Annotated in this window: 16 protein-coding genes; 15 read left to right on the top strand and 1 reads right to left on the bottom strand. The window is 69.8% G+C overall.

What is annotated here, in order from left to right; all coding sequences use genetic code 11:
• Positions 1 to 61 precede the first annotated feature (61 nt).
• From CYJ26_RS04750 to CYJ26_RS04730, 5 genes are all read left to right on the top strand, one after another.
• Positions 62 to 364 (top strand): DUF2469 domain-containing protein, encoded by a 303-nt coding sequence (locus CYJ26_RS04750; protein ID WP_024034471.1) that lies wholly within the window; start codon positions 62 to 64, stop codon positions 362 to 364.
• 182 nt (positions 365 to 546) lie between these two features.
• Complete coding sequence (locus tag CYJ26_RS04745) at positions 547 to 987, top strand: YraN family protein (protein WP_034237280.1); 441 nt, start codon at positions 547 to 549, stop codon at positions 985 to 987.
• A complete protein-coding gene (locus CYJ26_RS04740; protein ID WP_034237209.1) occupies positions 984 to 2,552 on the top strand; it encodes a YifB family Mg chelatase-like AAA ATPase in 1,569 nt (522 codons plus the stop codon). The genes CYJ26_RS04745 and CYJ26_RS04740 overlap by 4 nt, the downstream gene beginning before the upstream one ends.
• Positions 2,549 to 3,862, top strand: a complete 1,314-nt coding sequence (gene dprA / locus CYJ26_RS04735) for a DNA-processing protein DprA (protein ID WP_006548709.1) — start codon at positions 2,549 to 2,551, stop codon at positions 3,860 to 3,862. Before CYJ26_RS04740 ends, dprA begins: the two co-directional genes overlap by 4 nt.
• 10 nt (positions 3,863 to 3,872) lie before the next feature.
• Positions 3,873 to 4,862 (top strand): tyrosine recombinase XerC, encoded by a 990-nt coding sequence (locus tag CYJ26_RS04730; RefSeq protein WP_034237212.1) that lies wholly within the window; start codon positions 3,873 to 3,875, stop codon positions 4,860 to 4,862.
• Positions 4,863 to 4,919: 57 nt separating this feature from the next.
• On the opposite strand, the gene CYJ26_RS04725 is transcribed toward CYJ26_RS04730, so the two are convergent.
• Positions 4,920 to 5,534 carry a M23 family metallopeptidase gene (locus CYJ26_RS04725; protein WP_082144803.1) on the bottom strand — a complete coding sequence of 205 codons (615 nt, stop codon included), beginning with the start codon at positions 5,532 to 5,534 and terminating at the stop codon, positions 4,920 to 4,922.
• Between the two features lie 451 nt (positions 5,535 to 5,985).
• Between CYJ26_RS04725 and rpsB the strand changes: the two genes are divergently transcribed.
• The 10 genes from rpsB to CYJ26_RS04675 all read left to right on the top strand — a co-directional run bounded on the left by rpsB (position 5,986) and on the right by CYJ26_RS04675 (position 17,669).
• Positions 5,986 to 6,843, top strand: coding sequence for a 30S ribosomal protein S2 (gene rpsB, locus CYJ26_RS04720; protein WP_006548713.1), 858 nt, complete (start codon positions 5,986 to 5,988; stop codon positions 6,841 to 6,843).
• Positions 6,844 to 6,888: 45 nt separating this feature from the next.
• Complete coding sequence (gene tsf, locus CYJ26_RS04715; protein ID WP_006548714.1) at positions 6,889 to 7,728, top strand: translation elongation factor Ts; 840 nt, start codon at positions 6,889 to 6,891, stop codon at positions 7,726 to 7,728.
• 1,604 nt (positions 7,729 to 9,332) lie between these two features.
• Positions 9,333 to 10,487, top strand: coding sequence for an exo-alpha-sialidase (locus CYJ26_RS04710; protein WP_101638046.1), 1,155 nt, complete (start codon positions 9,333 to 9,335; stop codon positions 10,485 to 10,487).
• Positions 10,488 to 10,698: 211 nt separating this feature from the next.
• On the top strand, positions 10,699 to 11,445 hold the full coding sequence (pyrH, locus tag CYJ26_RS04705; RefSeq protein ID WP_006548716.1) for a UMP kinase: 747 nt from the start codon (positions 10,699 to 10,701) through the stop codon (positions 11,443 to 11,445).
• Positions 11,446 to 11,509: 64 nt separating this feature from the next.
• Positions 11,510 to 12,067 carry a ribosome recycling factor gene (gene frr, locus CYJ26_RS04700; RefSeq protein WP_006548717.1) on the top strand — a complete coding sequence of 186 codons (558 nt, stop codon included), beginning with the start codon at positions 11,510 to 11,512 and terminating at the stop codon, positions 12,065 to 12,067.
• A 55-nt stretch (positions 12,068 to 12,122) separates the two neighbouring features.
• Positions 12,123 to 13,064 (top strand): phosphatidate cytidylyltransferase, encoded by a 942-nt coding sequence (locus CYJ26_RS04695; RefSeq protein ID WP_180950850.1) that lies wholly within the window; start codon positions 12,123 to 12,125, stop codon positions 13,062 to 13,064.
• A 241-nt stretch (positions 13,065 to 13,305) separates the two neighbouring features.
• A complete protein-coding gene (gene rlmN, locus CYJ26_RS04690) occupies positions 13,306 to 14,484 on the top strand; it encodes a dual-specificity RNA methyltransferase RlmN (RefSeq protein ID WP_394373608.1) in 1,179 nt (392 codons plus the stop codon).
• Positions 14,481 to 15,026, top strand: coding sequence for a DivIVA domain-containing protein (locus tag CYJ26_RS04685; protein WP_006548720.1), 546 nt, complete (start codon positions 14,481 to 14,483; stop codon positions 15,024 to 15,026). The genes rlmN and CYJ26_RS04685 overlap by 4 nt, the downstream gene beginning before the upstream one ends.
• 8 nt (positions 15,027 to 15,034) lie before the next feature.
• Positions 15,035 to 16,324: a 1-deoxy-D-xylulose-5-phosphate reductoisomerase gene (dxr, locus tag CYJ26_RS04680; protein WP_034237219.1), complete on the top strand. Its 1,290-nt coding sequence runs from the start codon at positions 15,035 to 15,037 to the stop codon at positions 16,322 to 16,324.
• A 13-nt stretch (positions 16,325 to 16,337) separates the two neighbouring features.
• The gene (locus CYJ26_RS04675; protein ID WP_034237221.1) at positions 16,338 to 17,669 is read left to right on the top strand and encodes a M50 family metallopeptidase; all 1,332 of its coding nucleotides are present in this window, start codon (positions 16,338 to 16,340) and stop codon (positions 17,667 to 17,669) included.
• Positions 17,670 to 17,939: the final 270 nt, after the last annotated feature.

Below are 17,939 nucleotides of genomic sequence, written 5' to 3'. Positions count from 1 at the left end.
AGGCGCCGACGCGCCCGGCGTGCCCGTGCGCCGTCGTGCCACGGGCGTGCATGATGGGACGGTGAGTGCTGAAGACCTGGAGTCCTACGAGAACGACCTGGAGCTAGAGCTCTACCGCGAGTACCGCGACGTCGTGTCCCTCTTCTCCTACGTGGTGGAGACCGAGCGCCGCTTCTACCTCGCCAACGCCGTGGACGTGCAGGTGCGCACCAACGGCGGGGAGGTCTTCTTCGAGCTCGCTCTGGAGGACGCCTGGGTCTGGGACGTCTACCGCTCCTCCCGCTTCGTCAAGTCCGTGCACGTGGTCACCTTCAAGGACGTCAACGTCGAGGAGTTGACCAAGCCGGAGATGGACCTGCCCTGATCCACCCGTCCTGGAAGTCGGGGACCGGCCCGGCGCGGGTTGCCCCACGCTTCACCTGAGTCCCAGGAGTCATGGCCCGGGCTCCACAGGCCTCGCCCCTGACACCCTCCTCCACAGGGCTCGCCGGCCGGCAGTGCGCCGGCACCCGGCACCGGGTCACAGTGGTGCCGGAGGTGATCGACGTGACTGACACGTCCGTTCAAGAACCTACGGGCCCACAGCCCTTTCCCAGCGGTGATCGGCGCCAGACGGGACGACGTGGGGAGGACCTGGCGGCCGCCTACCTCACTGATCTGGGGTGGACCGTCCTGGAACGCAACTGGAGGCCACGTGGGCTTGCCGGCCTGCGCGGCGAGATTGACATCGTGGCGAGCGAGCCGTCTGCGTCGGCAGGCCGGCCCACGCTCGTGGTCGTCGAGGTCAAGACGCGCAGCACGGTCGCGGCAGGCACGCCGGCCGAGGCCGTGACGCCGGCCAAACGCCGCCGGCTGGCGCGTCTGGCAGCAGCCTGGCTCGCCGACCACGGCGGCTCAGGACGCCGGCTGCGCCTGGACGTGATCTCGATCCTTCTTCGTGACCCTTTGCCTGCCCAGCTGCGTCATCACCGTGGGGTGTGGTCATGAGCGGCCTGGCACGCACGCTGGCGGTGACCCTGACCGGGCTGCAGGGGCACCTGGTCCAGGTCGAGGCCCACGCATCCCAGGGACTGCCCGGTTTCACCCTCGTCGGGCTGCCGGACGCCGCGGTGCGTGAGTCGCGTGAGCGGGTCCGGGCCGCCCTGTCCACCTGCGGTACGGCCTGGGGAGAGCGGCGCGTCACCGCCAACCTCTCTCCGGCGGACCTGCCCAAGACGGGCACCGGTTTTGACCTCAGCCTCGCCCTGGCGGTCCTGGGGGCGCGCCAGGAGCTGTCCCTCCAGGCCATCGAGGCCATGGCCGGCACGGTTTTCATCGGTGAGCTCGGGCTCGACGCCTCGGTCCGACCAGTTCGTGGGGTTCTGCCGGCCGTCTCCTGTGCCGCTGCGGCCGGGGTCAGACGGATCGTCGTCCCCCAGGACTGTCTGGCCGAGGCACGCCTGGTTCCGGGGATCGAGGTCCGGCCCGTGGCGCACTTGGCCGAGCTCATCACCCAGCTGGGAGGCAAGGTCCCTGCCGGCGTCCTGGCTCTGGCCCGCCACGCCGGCCAGGGCCACGCCCCCGCCACCGCGTCCTCACCGCCTCCTGCCGCTGCGGACCTGGCCGACGTCGTCGGGCAGCATGAGGCGCGTCATGCCCTGGAGGTGGCTGCGGCCGGGGGCCATCACCTCCTGCTCGTCGGGCCGCCCGGCGCCGGCAAGACGATGATGGCCGAGCGTCTGCCCTCGATCCTGCCGCCGCTGAGCACGGCCGACTCGATCACCGTGACCTCCCTGCACTCGGTAGCCGGCACCTTCAACGCTGAGGCCGGTCTGATCCGCACGCCTCCGCTGCGCTCACCGCACCACACCGCCACCCGGGCCGCCGTCGTCGGGGGAGGCTCAGGCACCCCGCGTCCAGGCGACGTGTCGCTCGCGCACCGAGGGGTTCTCTTCCTGGACGAGGCACCGGAGTTCTCCAGCGGCGTCCTGGACTGCCTGCGCCAGCCGCTGGAGACCGGTCAGGTGACTATTGACCGAGCTGGTGGCCGGGCGACCTACCCTGCGGCCTTCCAGCTGGTCCTGGCTGCCAACCCGTGCCCGTGCGGGCGTGGCAGCGGGCGCGGCACGCAGTGCACCTGCACCTCCCTGCAGCGGCGCCGCTACTTCTCCCGCCTGTCCGGACCGCTGCTGGACCGGGTTGACATTCAGGTCGAGGTCGCTGCGATCTCCTCAACGGACCTCGCCGGAGGCGGTGTGGGGGAGTCCTCCGCCCGGGTCGCCGCCCGCGTGCTGGCAGCGCGCGCACGCACGGCGCGGCGCCTGGCGGACACGCCGTGGCGGCTCATGAGCCAGGTCCCCGGGTCCTGGCTGCGCTCGCCCCAGTCCGGCACCGACCGTGCGGGGGTACGGCTCCTCCTTGACGCTCTGGACCGTGGTGACCTCACCCTGCGGGGAGTCGACCGGGTCCTGCGCCTGGCCTGGACCCTGGCCGATCTGGCCGGTCTCGACGGTCCGGGGAAGGCTGAGCTGGGCGCGGCCCTGGCGCTGCGGACGCGAGGAGGACGGCCATGAGCCCACGACCCCGGCTGCCCTACGACCTGTGTGACCCGGTCCTGGCCCGCGCCACCTGGTCGCGGCTGGCAGAGCCGGCGGACCGCGCCGCCGCGCTCCTCATCTCCCGGCTCGGTGCCTCGGGAGCCCTGGAGTGGCTGCTGGGCCCTGCCCTGGACGACGACGGCGAGGCTCGCCCCGCTCCGGCCCCTCCTGTACGCACTCCTGGGGACCAGGCGCGGGCGAGCGCAGCCTGGGGCAAGGCAGCCGCGCGCTGGGCTCCGCGCCTGAGTGGGCTCGACATCCGTAGGGAGCTGGAGGTCCTGGAGCGCCTGGGTGGCAGCCTGGTCCTGCCCGGGGATGCGTGGTGGCCGCAGGGACTGGATGAGCTGGACCAGCCCCCGGCCTGTCTGTGGGTCCGCGGCGACCCAGCCCTGCTGGCGTGCCGGAGTGACGGCGCCGACTCGACTATGCGGCCGAGCGATCCTGGGCGCTTCCGGCAGGACCTGGTTGCCCAAGGGCCGGCGACGGGACTGAGCCTGGCGCTGGTGGGTTCGCGCGCCTCGACCCGCTACGGCGAGCAGGTAGCCAGCCAGATGGCGGCGCAGCTGGCCGACCACGGCGCCGTCGTCGTCTCCGGAGGCGCCTACGGCATCGACGCCGCAGCCCACCGCGGTGCCCTGCGCACCGGCCGCACGATCTCCGTGTCCGCGGGAGGAGTGGACCGGCTCTATCCAGCCGGCAACGCCACGCTCCTGCAGGAGGTGATCGAGCACGGTGCCCTGGTGGCGGAGGTCCCTCCAGGCTGCCAGCCTGGCCGCCACCGCTTCCTGTCCCGTAACCGCCTCATCGCCGCGATGAGCCAGGCAACGGTGGTCATTGAGGCGGCGTGGCGATCCGGGGCGCTGTCCACGGCGCGCCACGCAGCGGACCTGGGAAGGCCGCTGGGAGCCGTTCCCGGACCGGTGACCTCGATGGAGTCAGCCGGGTGCCATCGGCTCCTGCGAGAAGGGGCGGTATGCGTCACGGATGCCGATGAGGCCCTGGAGCTGGTACTCCCCCTGGGGCTGACTGACCCCGAGGCGGACAAGGAGGCTGATCCTGCGCGCGCTGGTAGCGGGCTGCTGGACGGACTGGACCGCTCCAGCGCTGCCGTGCTCGACGCCATGCCGGCGCGTGGAGCGGCGAGTGTCGAGGCCCTGGCTCGCAGTGCGGGCCTGGCTGAGTCAGAGGTCAGGGCTGCCCTGGGGCTGCTGGAGCTGGCAGGCAAGGTGTGCCGGGATCCACGAGGATGGTGGCGCCGAGCCTCATCGGGCTCGGCCAGCGCCTAGCCTTGGGGGCATGAGTCAGCAGGGACCAATCACGCGCGGCGGGCTTCGTCAGTCCTGGGAGCGGTACCTGCGGCTCCAGCGAGGCCGCTCCGAGCACACGGTGCGTGCCTACATCGGCGACCTGGACGACCTGCTGACGTTCCTCGGCGTCGGTCCGGGCGAGGATGAGGGGGTCGGCCCGGCCCTGTCGAGCCTGGACCTGGCCGACCTGCGCGCGTGGCTGGCCGATCTGTCCGCCTCCGGTCACGCGCGGGCCACGCTCGCGCGCCGGGGCTCGGCGCTGCGCAGCTTCTCGACCTGGGCCTGGCGTCAAGGGCTGCTGGCCAGCGACGTCGCGGCGCGCCTGCGCACTCCGCGCGCGGACAACCGCCTGCCCACCGTCCTGTCCCAGGAGCAGGCCACGGCGCTGCTGGATGCCGCTGCCCAAGGTGTCCAGGAGGCTCAGGCGGCCCGGCCGGCTGCCGGGGCGGCGCCGGGCGGCCTGGGCCCTGAGCGCCTCGCCCTGGCCCGGCGCGACCAGGCCCTGGTTGAGATGCTCTATGCCACCGGCGTGCGGGTCTCAGAGCTGTGCGCGCTCGACCTGGCCGACGTGGACCGTGGTGAACGTACGGTCCGCGTGCTGGGTAAGGGCAACAAGGAGCGAGTGGTGCCTTATGGGACGCCGGCGGCCCGTGCCCTGGAGGGGTGGTGGCAGCTGCGCGCCCGGCTCGCCAGGCCGGACAGCGGGCAGGCGCTCTTCCTCGGGGCCAGGGGAGGACGAGTCGATCCACGCACGGTGCGCCAGGTCGTCCACCGTCTCGCGGCTGAGGCGGGAGTGCCGGACCTCGGGCCCCACGGGCTGAGGCACTCAGCCGCCACCCACGTGCTGTCCGGGGGCGCTGATCTGCGCAGCGTCCAGGAGCTGCTGGGACACTCCTCCTTGGCCACGACGCAGCGTTACACCCACGTCAGTGCCGAGCGGCTGCGCGCGGTCTATGAGCAAGCCTTCCCCCGCGCCTAGAGCGGCTTGGAGGGGACGGCGCCTCCTCCACGAGTTTTGAGCCTCCCCCCCCCGCGCCTAGAGCGGCTTGAGACGGATGACCGCCGGCGTGATCAGCCGCAGGGGGTTGACGTAGACATGGCGGCTGGTCCGCGCGCCCCAATGCAGGGCGTCGGCGCCTTCGCTACGGTGCCCGGCCAGGAGGTACCCGATGAGGCCGCCTGCCGCCACGTGCTCACCGGCGGCAACGGCCGGCTGGACCGGCTCGTAGGTTGTGCGGATCCCGTCAGCGTGGTCCAGGGAGATCACGGGGCGACCGGCCACCATCCCCGCGAAGGCGACTGTTCCCGCCCCGGCCGCGCGGATCTCCTGACCGGCGATGGCCGCCAGGTCCACGCCCCGGTGCCCAGACCCCCAGCGTACGGCGGGCGGGTCGAAGGCCTCCAGGACGCGAGCCGCTGAGCCGGTAGGCCACTGGTAGTGCAGGCGCCCTGGACGGGGTGAGTAGAGCGTCATGCCGTCGGTCAGCTGCGCCGTCGGCCCGCTGCTCGGTGCCCGAGCAGCCGCGGGAAGCGGCTGGCAGGAGGCCGGGAGCAGGGCGAGAGCGAGCGCGAGCGTGAGGATGGAGGGCAGTATGCGAAGTGACGGACGCGGACAGCAGGCAGGCTCGCAGGCCGGAGAAGGCGTTGGCATGGCACCAGGCTGGCCCCACGCGGTCACCGGGCGCGAGGCGCCTGGGCGAGCCCTGTGGAGGAGGGTGTTACGGCGGGCACCTGTGGAGCCCGAGCAGGGTGACGCGAACGACACCGCGCCGGGCAGGATTTTCCCGTCTCGACGCCGAAAGGTCACCGTCGCGTGTGATATCGTCTCGCCCGCAGCCTTCTGCGTGGCTTCATGAAGTCGCTCAGTGGCTGACTTCGCGTGCCCATCCTTTCGGATACCACGGCCGTGGTCCCACCGCTGACCGGTGGTGGGTGGTCTGTGGGTCACGGGCACCAGGCCCTATCCGTCCTCACGGGCGGAGCCGAGTCCTCGCGGACCCGGTTGCAGGGAAGAACCACCCACCGGGACGTGCGGATACCTGCGCACGTCCCCCGATACACGGGTGCGGAGCAACCTCTCCGTCCCCAACGAAAGGACCGTCATGGCCATCGTTACCATGCGTCAGCTCCTGGAGTCCGGCGTCCACTTCGGTCACCAGACCCGCCGCTGGAACCCCAAGATGAAGCGCTTCATCCTCACCGAGCGCAACGGCATCTACGTCATCGACCTGGTCAAGACCGTCGAGGGCATCAACACCGCCTACGACTTCGTCAAGGAGACCGTCGCCCGCGGCGGCAACATCCTGTTCGTCGGCACCAAGAAGCAGGCCCAGGCCGCCGTGGCCGAGCAGGCCCAGCGCGTGGGCATGCCCTACGTCAACCAGCGCTGGCTGGGCGGCATGCTCACCAACTTCTCCACCGTGCGCGCCCGCCTGGACCGCATGAAGGAGCTCGAGCAGATCGACTTCGACGACGTGGCCGGCTCCGGCCGCACGAAGAAGGAGCTGCTCATGATGCGTCGCGAGAAGGACAAGCTGACCAAGACGCTCGGCGGTATCCGAGACATGGCCAAGCTCCCCGCGGCCATTTGGGTTGTGGACACCAAGAAGGAGCACCTGGCCATCGCCGAGGCCCGCAAGCTCAACATCCCGGTCATCGCGATCCTGGACACCAACTGCGACCCCGACGAGGTCACCTACGGCATCCCCGGTAACGACGACGCCATCCGCGCCGTCACGCTGCTGACCCGCGTCGTCGCCGACGCCGCTGCCGAGGGCCTGCTGGCCCGTTCGGCCGGCCGCGCCCGTACCGGCGAGGAGGTCGAGGCTGGCACCGCTGACGCTGAGCCGCTGCCCGAGTGGGAGGCTGAGCTCCTGGCCGGTGCTGAGGCCGGTGAGTCCGCTCCCGCCGAGACCGCTGAGGCTGCCCCGGCTGCCGAGGCCGGCACCGAGCAGGCCTGAGCCTGGTCCCCGCCCGTTCCTACCCAGCTTCATAGGAGAGATTCCATGGCGAACTACACCACTGCTGACATCAAGAACCTGCGCGAGAAGACCGGCGCCGGCATGATGGACGTCAAGAAGGCCCTGGACGAGGCCGACGGCGACCTGGACAAGGCCGTCGAGATCATCCGCGTGAAGGGACTCAAGGGCATCGCCAAGCGCGAGGGCCGTTCCGCCTCCGCGGGTCTGATCGCCGCCACCGTCGTTGACGGTGAGGCCGGTCAGGTCGGCGTCCTGGTCGAGATCAACGCTGAGACGGACTTCGTGGCCAAGAACCAGAAGTTCATCGACTTCGCGGACAAGGTCCTGGCCGCCGCAGTGGCCTCCGGCGCCGAGGACGCCGAGGCCCTGGCCCAGGCTCCGGTGGACGGCGAGACCGTCCAGGCCCTGACCGACGGCATGCAGGCCGTCATCGGCGAGAAGATCGTCGTGCGCCGCGTCGCCCGCCTGTCCGCCGAGAAGGTTGACCTCTACCTGCACCGCACCAACCCCGACCTGCCGGCCCAGGTGGCCGTGCTCGTCGGCACCGACGCCAAGGCTGCTGAGGTGGCCCACGACGTCGCGATGCACATCGCCGCCTACTCCCCGCAGTACCTGCGCCGCGAGGACGTCCCCGCCGACGTCGTGGAGAAGGAGCGCAAGATCGCCGAGGAGACCACGCGCGCCGAGGGCAAGCCCGAGAAGGCGATCGCCAAGATCGTCGAGGGCCGTCTGGGCGGTTTCTTCAAGGAGATCTGCCTGCTCGACCAGGCCTACGCCAAGGACCCCAAGACCACGGTCGGCAAGGTGATCGAGGCCACTGGTGGCGAGCTGACCGGCTTCGTGCGCTTCCGCGTCGGCGCCTGATCATCACTGGCTCACCAGGGTGTTCTGGTGAGTGAGTCAGAGGTGGGGTGCGGACAGACGTGTTCTGTCCGCACCCCACCTCTTTGTGACTCAGTTGACATGTGATGTCGGAGGTCTGATGATCGGGGTATGGGTCAACGACGAACCCATACCCTCGTGTCCGCGCCTGCGGCACTTGTCCTCTGTCTTCCCGCTGCTCTCGCTCCTACCGCCTCAGCCGAACCCGTTGCTGGCGATGAGGTGGCGATCGCCGTGGCAGTCACGGGAGTTCCCTCCAACGGCACCTCATGGACGGCCGGGGAGCAGGTCCCGGTCGACATCACGGTGACCAACACCTCCGGCGGCTATCCCGGGCTGCGCCCCAGCGCCGCGACGCTGACGAACCACGAGGCCTGCCGCTGGCAGTGGATGGCTCCGTCCTCGCCTCAGACCTGCGCCGGTAGGGCGCAGTACGTGGTCACCGAGGCAGATGTCGAGGCCGGTGCCTTCACCTTGTCCGTCACCTACAGCGCCTACTCGCAGCGCAATGACCAGGGGGAGTCGCGAGTCATCGGCACCGGCTCCGTGACGGTCCCGGTCTCGGTGAGCCAGGACCCGCGGGATCCGAACGATCCTGTGGTCTCCGGGACGATCGAGGTGGTCAGCGACCCGCCGGCCGATGGCGTCTACAGGCTGGGGCAGGTGGTCGACTACCGGCTCGTGGCGACCAACCACTCACGCACTGACCGCTCACTGCTCGTGAGCAGCTCCAACCTGGACAACGTCAGCAACTGCCGCTGGTCGGTGATGAAGGCAGGAGGCTCGGATCAGTGCCTCTTCGCCTCGCACACCATCACGGCTGCCGACCTCGAGGCTGGCAGCTTCACGCCGAGCGTGACCTGGGCTGTCACCTCCCGCACCGGGTACCAGGGCGGCGTCCTGGTTGCTGAGCCGACGCTGGGTGAAGAGATCCAGGTCGGTGGTCCCAGCGAGTTCGACCAGGCCGGTTCGTTCACGAGCCCTGACGCCAACCCCACGCTGGAGGCAGGTGTGAGCGAGCCCGTGCCCCTGTCGGTCTCGCGAGAAGGGGCTTACAACATTCGTATCCCCGCGATCGCCATGGCGCCTAACGGTGGCCTGCTCGCCTCCTACGACCGCCGTCCACTTGATGGCGGGGCCGGTGGCGGAGACTCCCCGAACGCCAACTGGATCGTCCAACGCCGCTCCACCGACAACGGCAAGACCTGGCAGCGCGAGACCGTCCTTGCTCAAGGGGACTCCAATGGGCGCAGCCGCCTCGGTTTCTCGGACCCCTCCTACGTGGTCGACGCCCAGACCGGGACGATCTTTAACTTCCACGTCCAGAGCTTTGACGCAGGCGTCTTCGCCAACAACCCGGCCTACACCCGTGGCGGTGACGGTCGGATCGACGAGGCCAACCGACGCACGATGAACCTGGGGTTGTCCGTCTCGACGGACAACGGTCACACCTGGACCCAGCGGGTCATCACGGCCCAGGCTCTCCATGACAAGACCGACCTGCGTTCCTGCTTCGCTACCTCGGGGCGGGGATTCAGAAGAAGCCGGCCCCGTTCGCTGGCCGACTGGTTCAGCAGATCGCGTGCGTGCGCACCAACGGCGAGATCGTCGCGATGTCGGTCATCTCTGACGACCATGGGCAGACCTGGACCGCAGGGAGGGAGGTACCGGTGGCTCGCGGCGAGGGCGAGCCCTCGTGGCGCTTCGACGAGAACAAGGCGGCCGAGCTCTCTGACGGGCGACTCATCCTCAACTCCCGCGCCACCAACGCCTCTCCAGGCGGAGGCCACCGTATCGTGGCCCTGTCTGAGGACGGCGGCGCCACTTGGGGTGAGCCCTTTGCCGAGACCCAGCTGCTGGACTCCGGCAACAACGCTCAGGTCATCCGCGCCTACCTCAACGCTGCGCCGGGCTCGGCCCGCGCCAAGGTGCTGCTGTACTCCGGTGCGTTCAACCAGGGCGCCCGGACCAGTGGGACCGTCCTGGCCTCCTGTGACGACGGGAAGACCTGGAGCCACCGGCGCGAGCTCATTCCTGGGGGCACTGGTTACACGACGATGGCGGTCCAGCCCGACGGCTCCATCGGGATGCTGTATGAGCCCCGGATCTTCCACGACGTCGCCTATCTGCGCTTCACGCTGGCTGACATCGCTCCAGGCCTGTGCGAGGCGCCTGCGGTGAACGTTGACGGCATCGACGACGTCACCGTGACTGACGGGGAGGAGATCAACCCGCTGGCCGTGGTCTTGGGCGGCGGTGACCCGGCTCTGGAGCGGACGGTCTCGGTCAACGGGCTGCCTCATGGCCTGTCCTACGACGCCCAGAGCGGGACGACCTCGGGCCGCGTCCAGACCGGGATCGCGAAGCAGAAGACCTACCACGTCACGGTGAGCGTGCTGGAGCAGAGTGATGGCACAGGGCTGGCGCCGCGAGAAGCCTCGACCTCCTTCGACCTGACTATTCTTCCCCGCCCAGGCTCGCCTGAGCCGTCTGGCAAGCCTGATGAGCCAGGCTCGCCTGAGCCCTCTGAGCCCTCTGAGCCAGAGCAGCCCGGCAAGCCTGAGCCGTCTGAGCCAGAGCAGCCCGGAGCCGTCTCTACCGCTCGTGCCGCAGACAAGCCCCGGACGACTCGGGCGACGGGCTTGGCTCGTACCGGTGCAAGTGCCGCTGCTCTGGTGCTCGTGGCGGCCTGCCTGGGCGGTGCGGTCCTGCTCGTGCGCCGTGGAGGAAAACGTTCCTGACTCAGCACCTTCCTCCATCTGAGTAGGAAGCTGAGGCTGCCGGCCCTCGCCGAGTGCGACGGCCGGCAGCCTTGCCTGCGTCGTGCAGGGCAACGCACCGTCACCAGGCAGGGCGTCGGACGAGGGCGAGCGAAGCGGGTAGGCTCTGCCCAGGTGCGCGAGCGCACCGAGAGCCCAGCCACCGGGCACACGAGAGCACAGGAGAGTGTTGATGACCGCCCAGCAGCAGGAGAATGCCGCAGCACCACGACCCCGACGGGTCCTCCTCAAGCTCTCCGGTGAGGTCTTCGGCGGCGGGGCTGTGGGCTTGGACCCTGACGTCGTCTCCGACGCTGCCTGCCAGATCGCTGAGGCCGTGCGCCAGGGCGTGCAGGTCGCCGTCGTCGTTGGCGGAGGCAACTTCTTCCGTGGGGCCGAGCTGTCCCGGCGTGGCCTGGACCGCGCCCGGGCTGACTACATGGGGATGCTCGGCACCGTGATGAACGCCCTGGCCCTGCAGGACTTCATCGAGAAGGCGGGCGTGCCCGCCCGTGTCCAGTCCGCCATTGCCATGACTCAGGTGGCCGAGCCCTACATCCCCCTGCGCGCCATCCGCCACCTGGAGAAGGGACGCGTCGTCGTCTTCGGAGCGGGGGCCGGACTGCCCTACTTCTCCACGGACACGGTCTCTGCCCAGCGTGCCCTGGAGAGCCACTGCGACGAGCTCCTCGTGGGCAAGAACGGCGTCGACGGCGTCTACACGGCTGACCCCCGCAAGGACCCCAGCGCCCAGCTCCTGGAGCACCTGACCTACGAGCGTGCCCTGGCTGACGGCCTGCAGGTGGTTGACGCCTCCGCCTTCGCCCTGTGCCGGGACAACAACCTGGCCATGCGGGTGTTCGGCATGGGTGAGGCCGGCAACATCACCCGGGCACTGCTGGGGGAGAAGATCGGCACCCTGGTCACCACCTCCGCCTGAGCCGACCGGCTCATCACGTCCGCACAGTCCTGACGATCACCCCACCCACACCGAAGGAAGACCCATGATCGACGACGTCATGCTCGAGGCCGAAGAGAAGATGGAAGCGGCCCTGGACGCCGCCAAGCGTGAGCTCGCTGCCATCCGCACCGGCCGTGCCAACCCCTCCATGTTCAACTCGATCGTGGTCGACTACTACGGCGCCCCGACTCCGCTGCAGCAGCTCGCCTCGATCACCATCCCTGAGGCGCGTACCGTCATTGTCAGCCCCTTCGACCGCGGCGCGATGAAGGAGATCACCTCGGCGATCCGCGAGTCGGACCTGGGCGTCAACCCGACCGATGACGGCACGGTCATCCGCGTCACCCTCCCGGCCCTGACCGAAGAGCGCCGCAAGGACTACGTCAAGCTCGCGCGCTCGCGGGCGGAGGAGTCGCGTATCCAGGTGCGTGGCATCCGAGGCAAGTCCAAGAAGGAGCTGGAGGCCATCAAGAAGGATGGCGAGGCCGGTGAGGACGATGTCAAGCGTGCTGAGGGGGACCTCGACGCGCTGACCAAGCGCTTCGTCGAGTCTATCGACGCCGCCCTGACGGCCAAGGAGGCCGAGCTCCTGGAGGTCTGAGGCCCCAGATCTCTGCCGCCCTGCAGCTCCCGTACCGCTTCCCCAGGCTTGTCGTATGACCGTGCTGAGCACCCTGCTGACCCCGCCGCCCACGCGCAACCGTCCTCCGCTGCCCTCCACCGGGCGCGCGGGACGCAACCTGCCGGCGGCGCTCGGGGCTGCAGCGGTGCTCATCGGGGTCGTGCTGGCCTGCCTGCTGGTGGACAAGGTGCTCTTCGTCCTCCTGGTTGTGGTGGCTGCGTGTGGCGCCTTGTGGGAGCTGGCCGGAGCCTTTGCCCGCAAGGACATCCGCCTGCCGCTGGCACCGCTGTGGATCGGCACGGTCGGGGTGGCCGTGAGCGCTTGGACGATCGGTGCCGAGGCCGCCTTCGGTGCCTACATCGCTACGGCGGGTGCCTGCGTGCTGTGGTGCTTCCTGGACCAGGCCGAGGCTGAGACCGGCACGGCCCTGGAGGCCGGCGATCATGACGGCGTGCCTCGCACCGCCGCGCATGACGAGGTGCGCCGCTCGCGCTCGGTGGCCGCCTCGGCGGCGGTCTTTGCCGCCACCTACCTGCCGTTGCTCGCGGGCTTCGGCGTGCTGCTGGTCTCCCAGGACCACGGGGTCGGCAAGGTCCTCACCCTCATCGCCCTGCCGGCCGCTAATGACACCGGTGGATGGCTCGCCGGAATCACCTTCGGGCGTCACCCGATGGCACCGAGCGTCTCGCCGAAGAAGTCCTGGGAGGGCTTTGCCGGCTCCCTCCTGGCCGCGGTCGGTGCGGGATGCCTGTGCCTGTGGCTGCTGGACGCGCCCGTGTGGGCGGGGGGAGTCCTGGGCGCCGTCGTCGTGGTGGTCTCTACCCTCGGGGACCTGGGGGAGTCGCTGCTCAAGCGGGACCTGGGGCTGAAGGACATGGGCACGCTGCTGCCAGGACACGGGGGCATCATGGACCGTCTGGACTCCATCCTCGTGACGGCTCCTGTGGTCTACCTCGCCAGCCTGCTGCTGGGCTAGCGAGGACTGGCGGCCCCGGGTGCTGCCTGAGAGGCAGGTGTGACGGGCGCTGCGGCGCGTGCGCCACGTGGCGGGTACCCTCGTCCTCGCGCCCGGCGCGGATTCGTCTGCCCGCACGGGCTGGCTCCAGGTCGAGAGGAACCTATCTGCTGTGAGTGACCGTCAGGACTCCCCGCGTCGCCGAGCGCCCCAGCCGGTGGCGCTGCGCCGTCGTCCCCGCCCCGCCGGCGAGGTCCAGGTCATGCCCACCGACCAGGCCCCGGAGGGCGCGACCTCACCGGACGCCAAGCCGCGGCTGTCCTTCGCGGTCCCCGTTCCCAAGGGCAAGGCCCCGCGCCACCTGGCCGACCTCGATCTGGCCGGTCGCAAGGCGGTCCTCAAGGACGCCGGCCTGCCCGCCTTCCGAGCCGACCAGCTCTCGCGCCACTACTTCACCCGTTTCACCCGTGACGCCCAGGACATGACCGACCTGCCCGCCTCCCAGCGCGAGCAGCTGGCGGCCGAGCTCCTGCCTGACCTCATCCACGAGGTCCGTGCGCTGCGCGCCGACGGCGGGCGCACCATCAAGCACCTGTGGGAGCTGCACGACGGCGTGAGGGTGGAGTCCGTCCTCATGCGTTACAAGGACCGCACCACCTTGTGCGTGTCCTCCCAGGCCGGCTGCGGCATGGCCTGTCCCTTCTGCGCCACCGGCCAGATGGGGCTGACCCGCAACCTGTCCACCGGCGAGATCATTGAGCAGGTGCGTCACGCCGCCCAGGTCTCCGAGCGGGGGGACCTCACGGGCGGGCCGGCACGCCTGTCCAACGTGGTCTTCATGGGCATGGGCGAGCCGATGATCAACTACAAGAACGTCGTCGCCGCCCTGCGGCGCCTGACCTCCCCGACGCCGGAGGGTTTCGGGATGTCCGCGCGCGGTATCACGGTCTCCACGGTGGGCCTGGTACCGCTGATCCGCAAGCTCTCCACCGAGGGGATGCCGGTGACGCTGGCTGTGTCCCTGCACGCCCCTGACGACGAGCTGCGCGATGAGCTCATCCCCATCAACTCCAAGTGGAAGGTCGGCGAGCTGCTTGACGCCGCCTACGACTACTACTCCACGACCGGGCGCCGCGTGTCCATCGAGTACGCGCTCATCAAGGACATGAACGACCACGCCTGGCGTGCTCAGCTGCTCGCCGACGAGCTCAACGCCCGTGGTCGCGGCTGGGCACATGTCAACCCCATCCCGCTCAACCCGACGCCCGGTTCCATCTGGACCTGCTCAGAGCCGGACGTGCAGGAGCTGTTCGTGGATACACTTCGGCGGGCGGGTATCACCACCACGGTCCGTGACACCCGAGGCAGCGACATCGACGGTGCCTGTGGTCAGCTGGCCACCGAGGTACTCAACCAGGAGAGGGCAAGGACAAGGCGATGAGCGACATGTTCCCCAAGGCGGGTCTCATGCGTCGGGGCTACCGGGCAGAGCAGGTCGATCACTACTTCGCTACCGCTCACGAGATCTACGACGCCGGAGAGGTCGAGGAGATGGACTCCGAGGGCGTGCGCACGGTTGCCTTCGACATCGTGCGCGGTGGCTACCAGGCCGATGCCGTCGACGCCGCCCTGGACCGCCTGGAGGCGGCTTTCCTCCAGCGTCGCCGGGCGGACTTCGTCGCGGAGCACGGTCGCCAGGCCTGGATGGACCAGGTCGCGGAGCTGGCCACGACCCTCTACCCGCGTCTGCTGCGACCGGTGGGGGAGCGCTTCAGCCCGGCTGAGCGCATCGGCTACGCCAAGCAGGACGTCGACGCCCTCATGGACCAGGTGGCTGCCTACTTCGACTCCCAGGCCCCGCTGACCGCCAGTCAGGTGCGTGGCACGGTCTTCTCCGCCGCTCGCCGCTCCAGGGCCTATGACGAGGCCTCGGTCGATCGCTACCTCGCCCGTGTGGTTGAGGTCCTGCTGTCAGTGGAGTGAGCGGAGTCGTGGCATCCACGCAGAGCGGGGCACGTCGTCTGGTCCTGCTGGGCTCAACCGGTTCGATCGGAACCCAGGCGCTTGAGGTCGTCTCGCGCCTGGCACAGGGTGAGGAAGGGCTAGCGCCTCGCGTTGCCGGTCTGGCAGCCGGAGGCGGGCACCTGGCGCTGCTCGCTCAGCAGGCGGTGGCCTACGAGGTGCCGCTGCTCGCCGTCGCCTCCCCGGACCCTGCCGTGGCGGTGCAGCTGCGCGAGCACCTGGCGCACGCGGCGCGCGAGGCCGGGGTGGCGGACCCGGTGCGCGAGATCCTCACCGGTCCGACGGCGGCCAGTGACCTCATCCGGGCCGCACAGCTCGGTGAGAGTGACACGGTCCTCAACGGCGTGACCGGCTCGGTTGGTCTGGTGCCGACCTTGACCGCCCTGGCGAGCGGGGCGACCCTGGCGCTGGCCAACAAGGAGTCCCTCGTTGTCGGCGGCGCGCTGGTCCGCCAGGCCATGCGCCGCCCCGGGCAGATCGTGCCGGTCGACTCCGAGCACTCGGCTATCGCCCAGTGCCTGCGCTCGGGCCTGCACGGTAAGGGGCTGACCTCCCCTGTCCTGACCGGACGCAGCGAAGTCCGCCGCCTCGTGCTCACGGCCTCAGGCGGTCCCTTCCGCGGACGACGGCGCAGCGAGCTGACCACCGTGACAGCCGCCCAGGCCTTGGCCCACCCCACCTGGGCGATGGGACCGGTGGTCACCGTCAACTCCTCGACCCTGATCAACAAGGGCCTGGAGCTTATTGAGGCCCACCTGCTCTTCGATGTCGACCCGGCTGACATCGCCGTCGTCGTCCATCCTCAGTCGGTCATTCACTCGATGGTTGAGTTCATCGACGGCGCCACGATCGCCCAGGCCTCGCCTCCGGACATGCGCCTGCCCATCGCGTTGGGCCTGACCTGGCCCGAGCGTGCGGACCTGGCTGGCCTGGTGCGGCCCAACAGCTGGCAGAGTCCCACGAGCTGGGACTTTGAGCCGCTGGACACCGAGGCTTTCCCCGCCGTCGACCTGGCTCGTAGTGCCGTGGCGGCCTCGCCGACCCACCCGGCAGTCCTCAACGCCGCCAACGAGCAGACGGTGGCCGCCTTCCTGGACGGGCGCCTGGCGTGGACGGACATCGTGGACATCGACGCGCAGGTGGTCCAGGACCACCAGGCCAGTGCCGACCAGTCGGTGGACCTGGAGGCCGTGCTTGAGGCAGAGACCTGGGCGCGGGGGCGTGCCGAGGAGCTGATCTCCCAGCGCCGCTCGGCTTGAAGGGAGCCTGCTCGTGAACGCGACGTTTGCTTACGTCCTGGGCATTGTCATCCTCATCATCGGTATCGGGCTGTCCGTGGCGCTGCACGAGCTGGGGCACATGATTCCGGCCAAGCGCTTTGGGGTGAAGGTGCCGGAGTACTTCATCGGCTTCGGCCCGCGCCTGTGGTCCTTTAGACGTGGCGAGACTGAGTATGGGGTCAAGGCGATCTGGCTGGGTGGCTATGTGCGCCTGCTCGGCATGCTGCCGCCGGCATCTCCTTCTCGCCCGGACAAGCCAGGCTCCTCGGTGGCGCAGGCCCGTGAGGAGTCCCTCGGGGAGCTGGGACCAGACGAGCAGGAACGTGCCTTCTACCGGCTCAGCGTGCCACGCAAGCTGGTGGTCATGGCCGGAGGCATCCTGACGAACCTGGTCCTGGGCATCGTGCTGCTGGCCGTGGCCATGGGGGTTGTGGGCCAGCCCGGGTACACCTCGACCCTGGCGACGGTCTCGTCCTGCGTCCCGGCCGAGCGTGACTTGACGAGCGCCTCCCAGGCCCAGCAGTGCGGCCAGGACGATCCTGCCTCGCCTGCCGCACAGGCGGGTCTGCAGGTCGGGGACGAGATCGTCTCCTGGAACGGCGCTGCTGTCTCGCAGTGGTCCGAGGTCCAGCAGGCCATTGCCGACGGCGGTACGCAGACAGCCACGGTGGTGGTCGAGCGTGACGGGGAGCAGCTCAGTGTCCAGGTCACGCCGGTCCTGGCTCAGCGGGCGGTGTACGCCGAGGACGGCACGCTCGCCAAGGACTCCGCTGGCCAGGTCGTGACGCAGGAGCGTGCCTACGTGGGTATCGGCCCGGCGCTCGGCACGATCCGGGTGCCGGCGGGTGAGGTCGCCGGGCAGGTGGTCTCCGCCGTCGGGCAGACGCTCAAGGCGATCGTGACGATCCCGACGGGGCTCTACCACGCTGTGGCTGCAGGTCTGGGACTGGAGGAACGCAGCCCGCAGGGGCTCATCAGCCTGGTGGGGATGGGGCGGATCGCCGGCGAGGTGTCCAGCGCCGGGGCCCAGACGGGCGCGGTGCCCTTTTCTGCGCGCCTGTTCTCCATGCTCTCGCTCCTGGGCTCGCTCAACCTTGCGCTTTTCGCTTTCAACCTCATTCCCCTGCTGCCTCTGGACGGGGGCCATGTGGCTGGTGCGTGCTGGGAGGGGCTGCGCCGTTGCTGGGCCCGGCTGCGGGGGCTCCCGGATCCTGGGTACGTGGACACGGCGCGCATGCTGCCGCTGGGGCAGGTTGTCTTCGTGCTGCTCGTCGTCATGGCGCTGGTGCTCATCTGGGTGGACATCGTCGCGCCGCTGTCGTGACTGTCGTGCCGCTGTCCTGACTGCGGTTTTTGTGAGTGCGGTGCCCCTGTGCGGTTTGTCAAGCGGCGGCGGTGCGCGCGTGCGCGGGGCGCGCTGGATGTCGCTACCCCGTTCTGTCTGTCGCTACCCGGTGCCCGTGTTCGCTACCCCTTGGCGTCGCTCGACCGTGAGTGTGCGGGCCGGATCTCGCTTGCCTCGCTACCCCATGGCGTCCACTGCTACCCCCTCCTGTCGTCGGCTACCTCTTGTGCCGGTCGCTACCCCGTAGCG

The sequence above is a fragment of the Actinomyces urogenitalis genome (genome assembly GCF_002861525.1).
Lineage (GTDB): Bacteria > Actinomycetota > Actinomycetes > Actinomycetales > Actinomycetaceae > Actinomyces > Actinomyces urogenitalis.
Note: the sequence above shows the minus strand (reverse complement) of the source record. Positions and strands in the feature narration are given on the sequence as shown.

Coding starts and splice junctions, on each gene's coding strand:
- CYJ26_RS04740 (WP_034237209.1), top strand. CDS start 984: ATGAGCGGCCTGGCACGCACGCTGGCGGTGACCCTGACCGGGCTGCAG.
- dprA (WP_006548709.1), top strand. CDS start 2,549: ATGAGCCCACGACCCCGGCTGCCCTACGACCTGTGTGACCCGGTCCTG.
- CYJ26_RS04730 (WP_034237212.1), top strand. CDS start 3,873: ATGAGTCAGCAGGGACCAATCACGCGCGGCGGGCTTCGTCAGTCCTGG.
- CYJ26_RS04725 (WP_082144803.1), bottom strand. CDS start 5,534: ATGCCAACGCCTTCTCCGGCCTGCGAGCCTGCCTGCTGTCCGCGTCCG.
- rpsB (WP_006548713.1), top strand. CDS start 5,986: ATGGCCATCGTTACCATGCGTCAGCTCCTGGAGTCCGGCGTCCACTTC.
- tsf (WP_006548714.1), top strand. CDS start 6,889: ATGGCGAACTACACCACTGCTGACATCAAGAACCTGCGCGAGAAGACC.
- pyrH (WP_006548716.1), top strand. CDS start 10,699: ATGACCGCCCAGCAGCAGGAGAATGCCGCAGCACCACGACCCCGACGG.
- frr (WP_006548717.1), top strand. CDS start 11,510: ATGATCGACGACGTCATGCTCGAGGCCGAAGAGAAGATGGAAGCGGCC.
- CYJ26_RS04695 (WP_180950850.1), top strand. CDS start 12,123: ATGACCGTGCTGAGCACCCTGCTGACCCCGCCGCCCACGCGCAACCGT.
- rlmN (WP_394373608.1), top strand. CDS start 13,306: ATGCCCACCGACCAGGCCCCGGAGGGCGCGACCTCACCGGACGCCAAG.
- CYJ26_RS04685 (WP_006548720.1), top strand. CDS start 14,481: ATGAGCGACATGTTCCCCAAGGCGGGTCTCATGCGTCGGGGCTACCGG.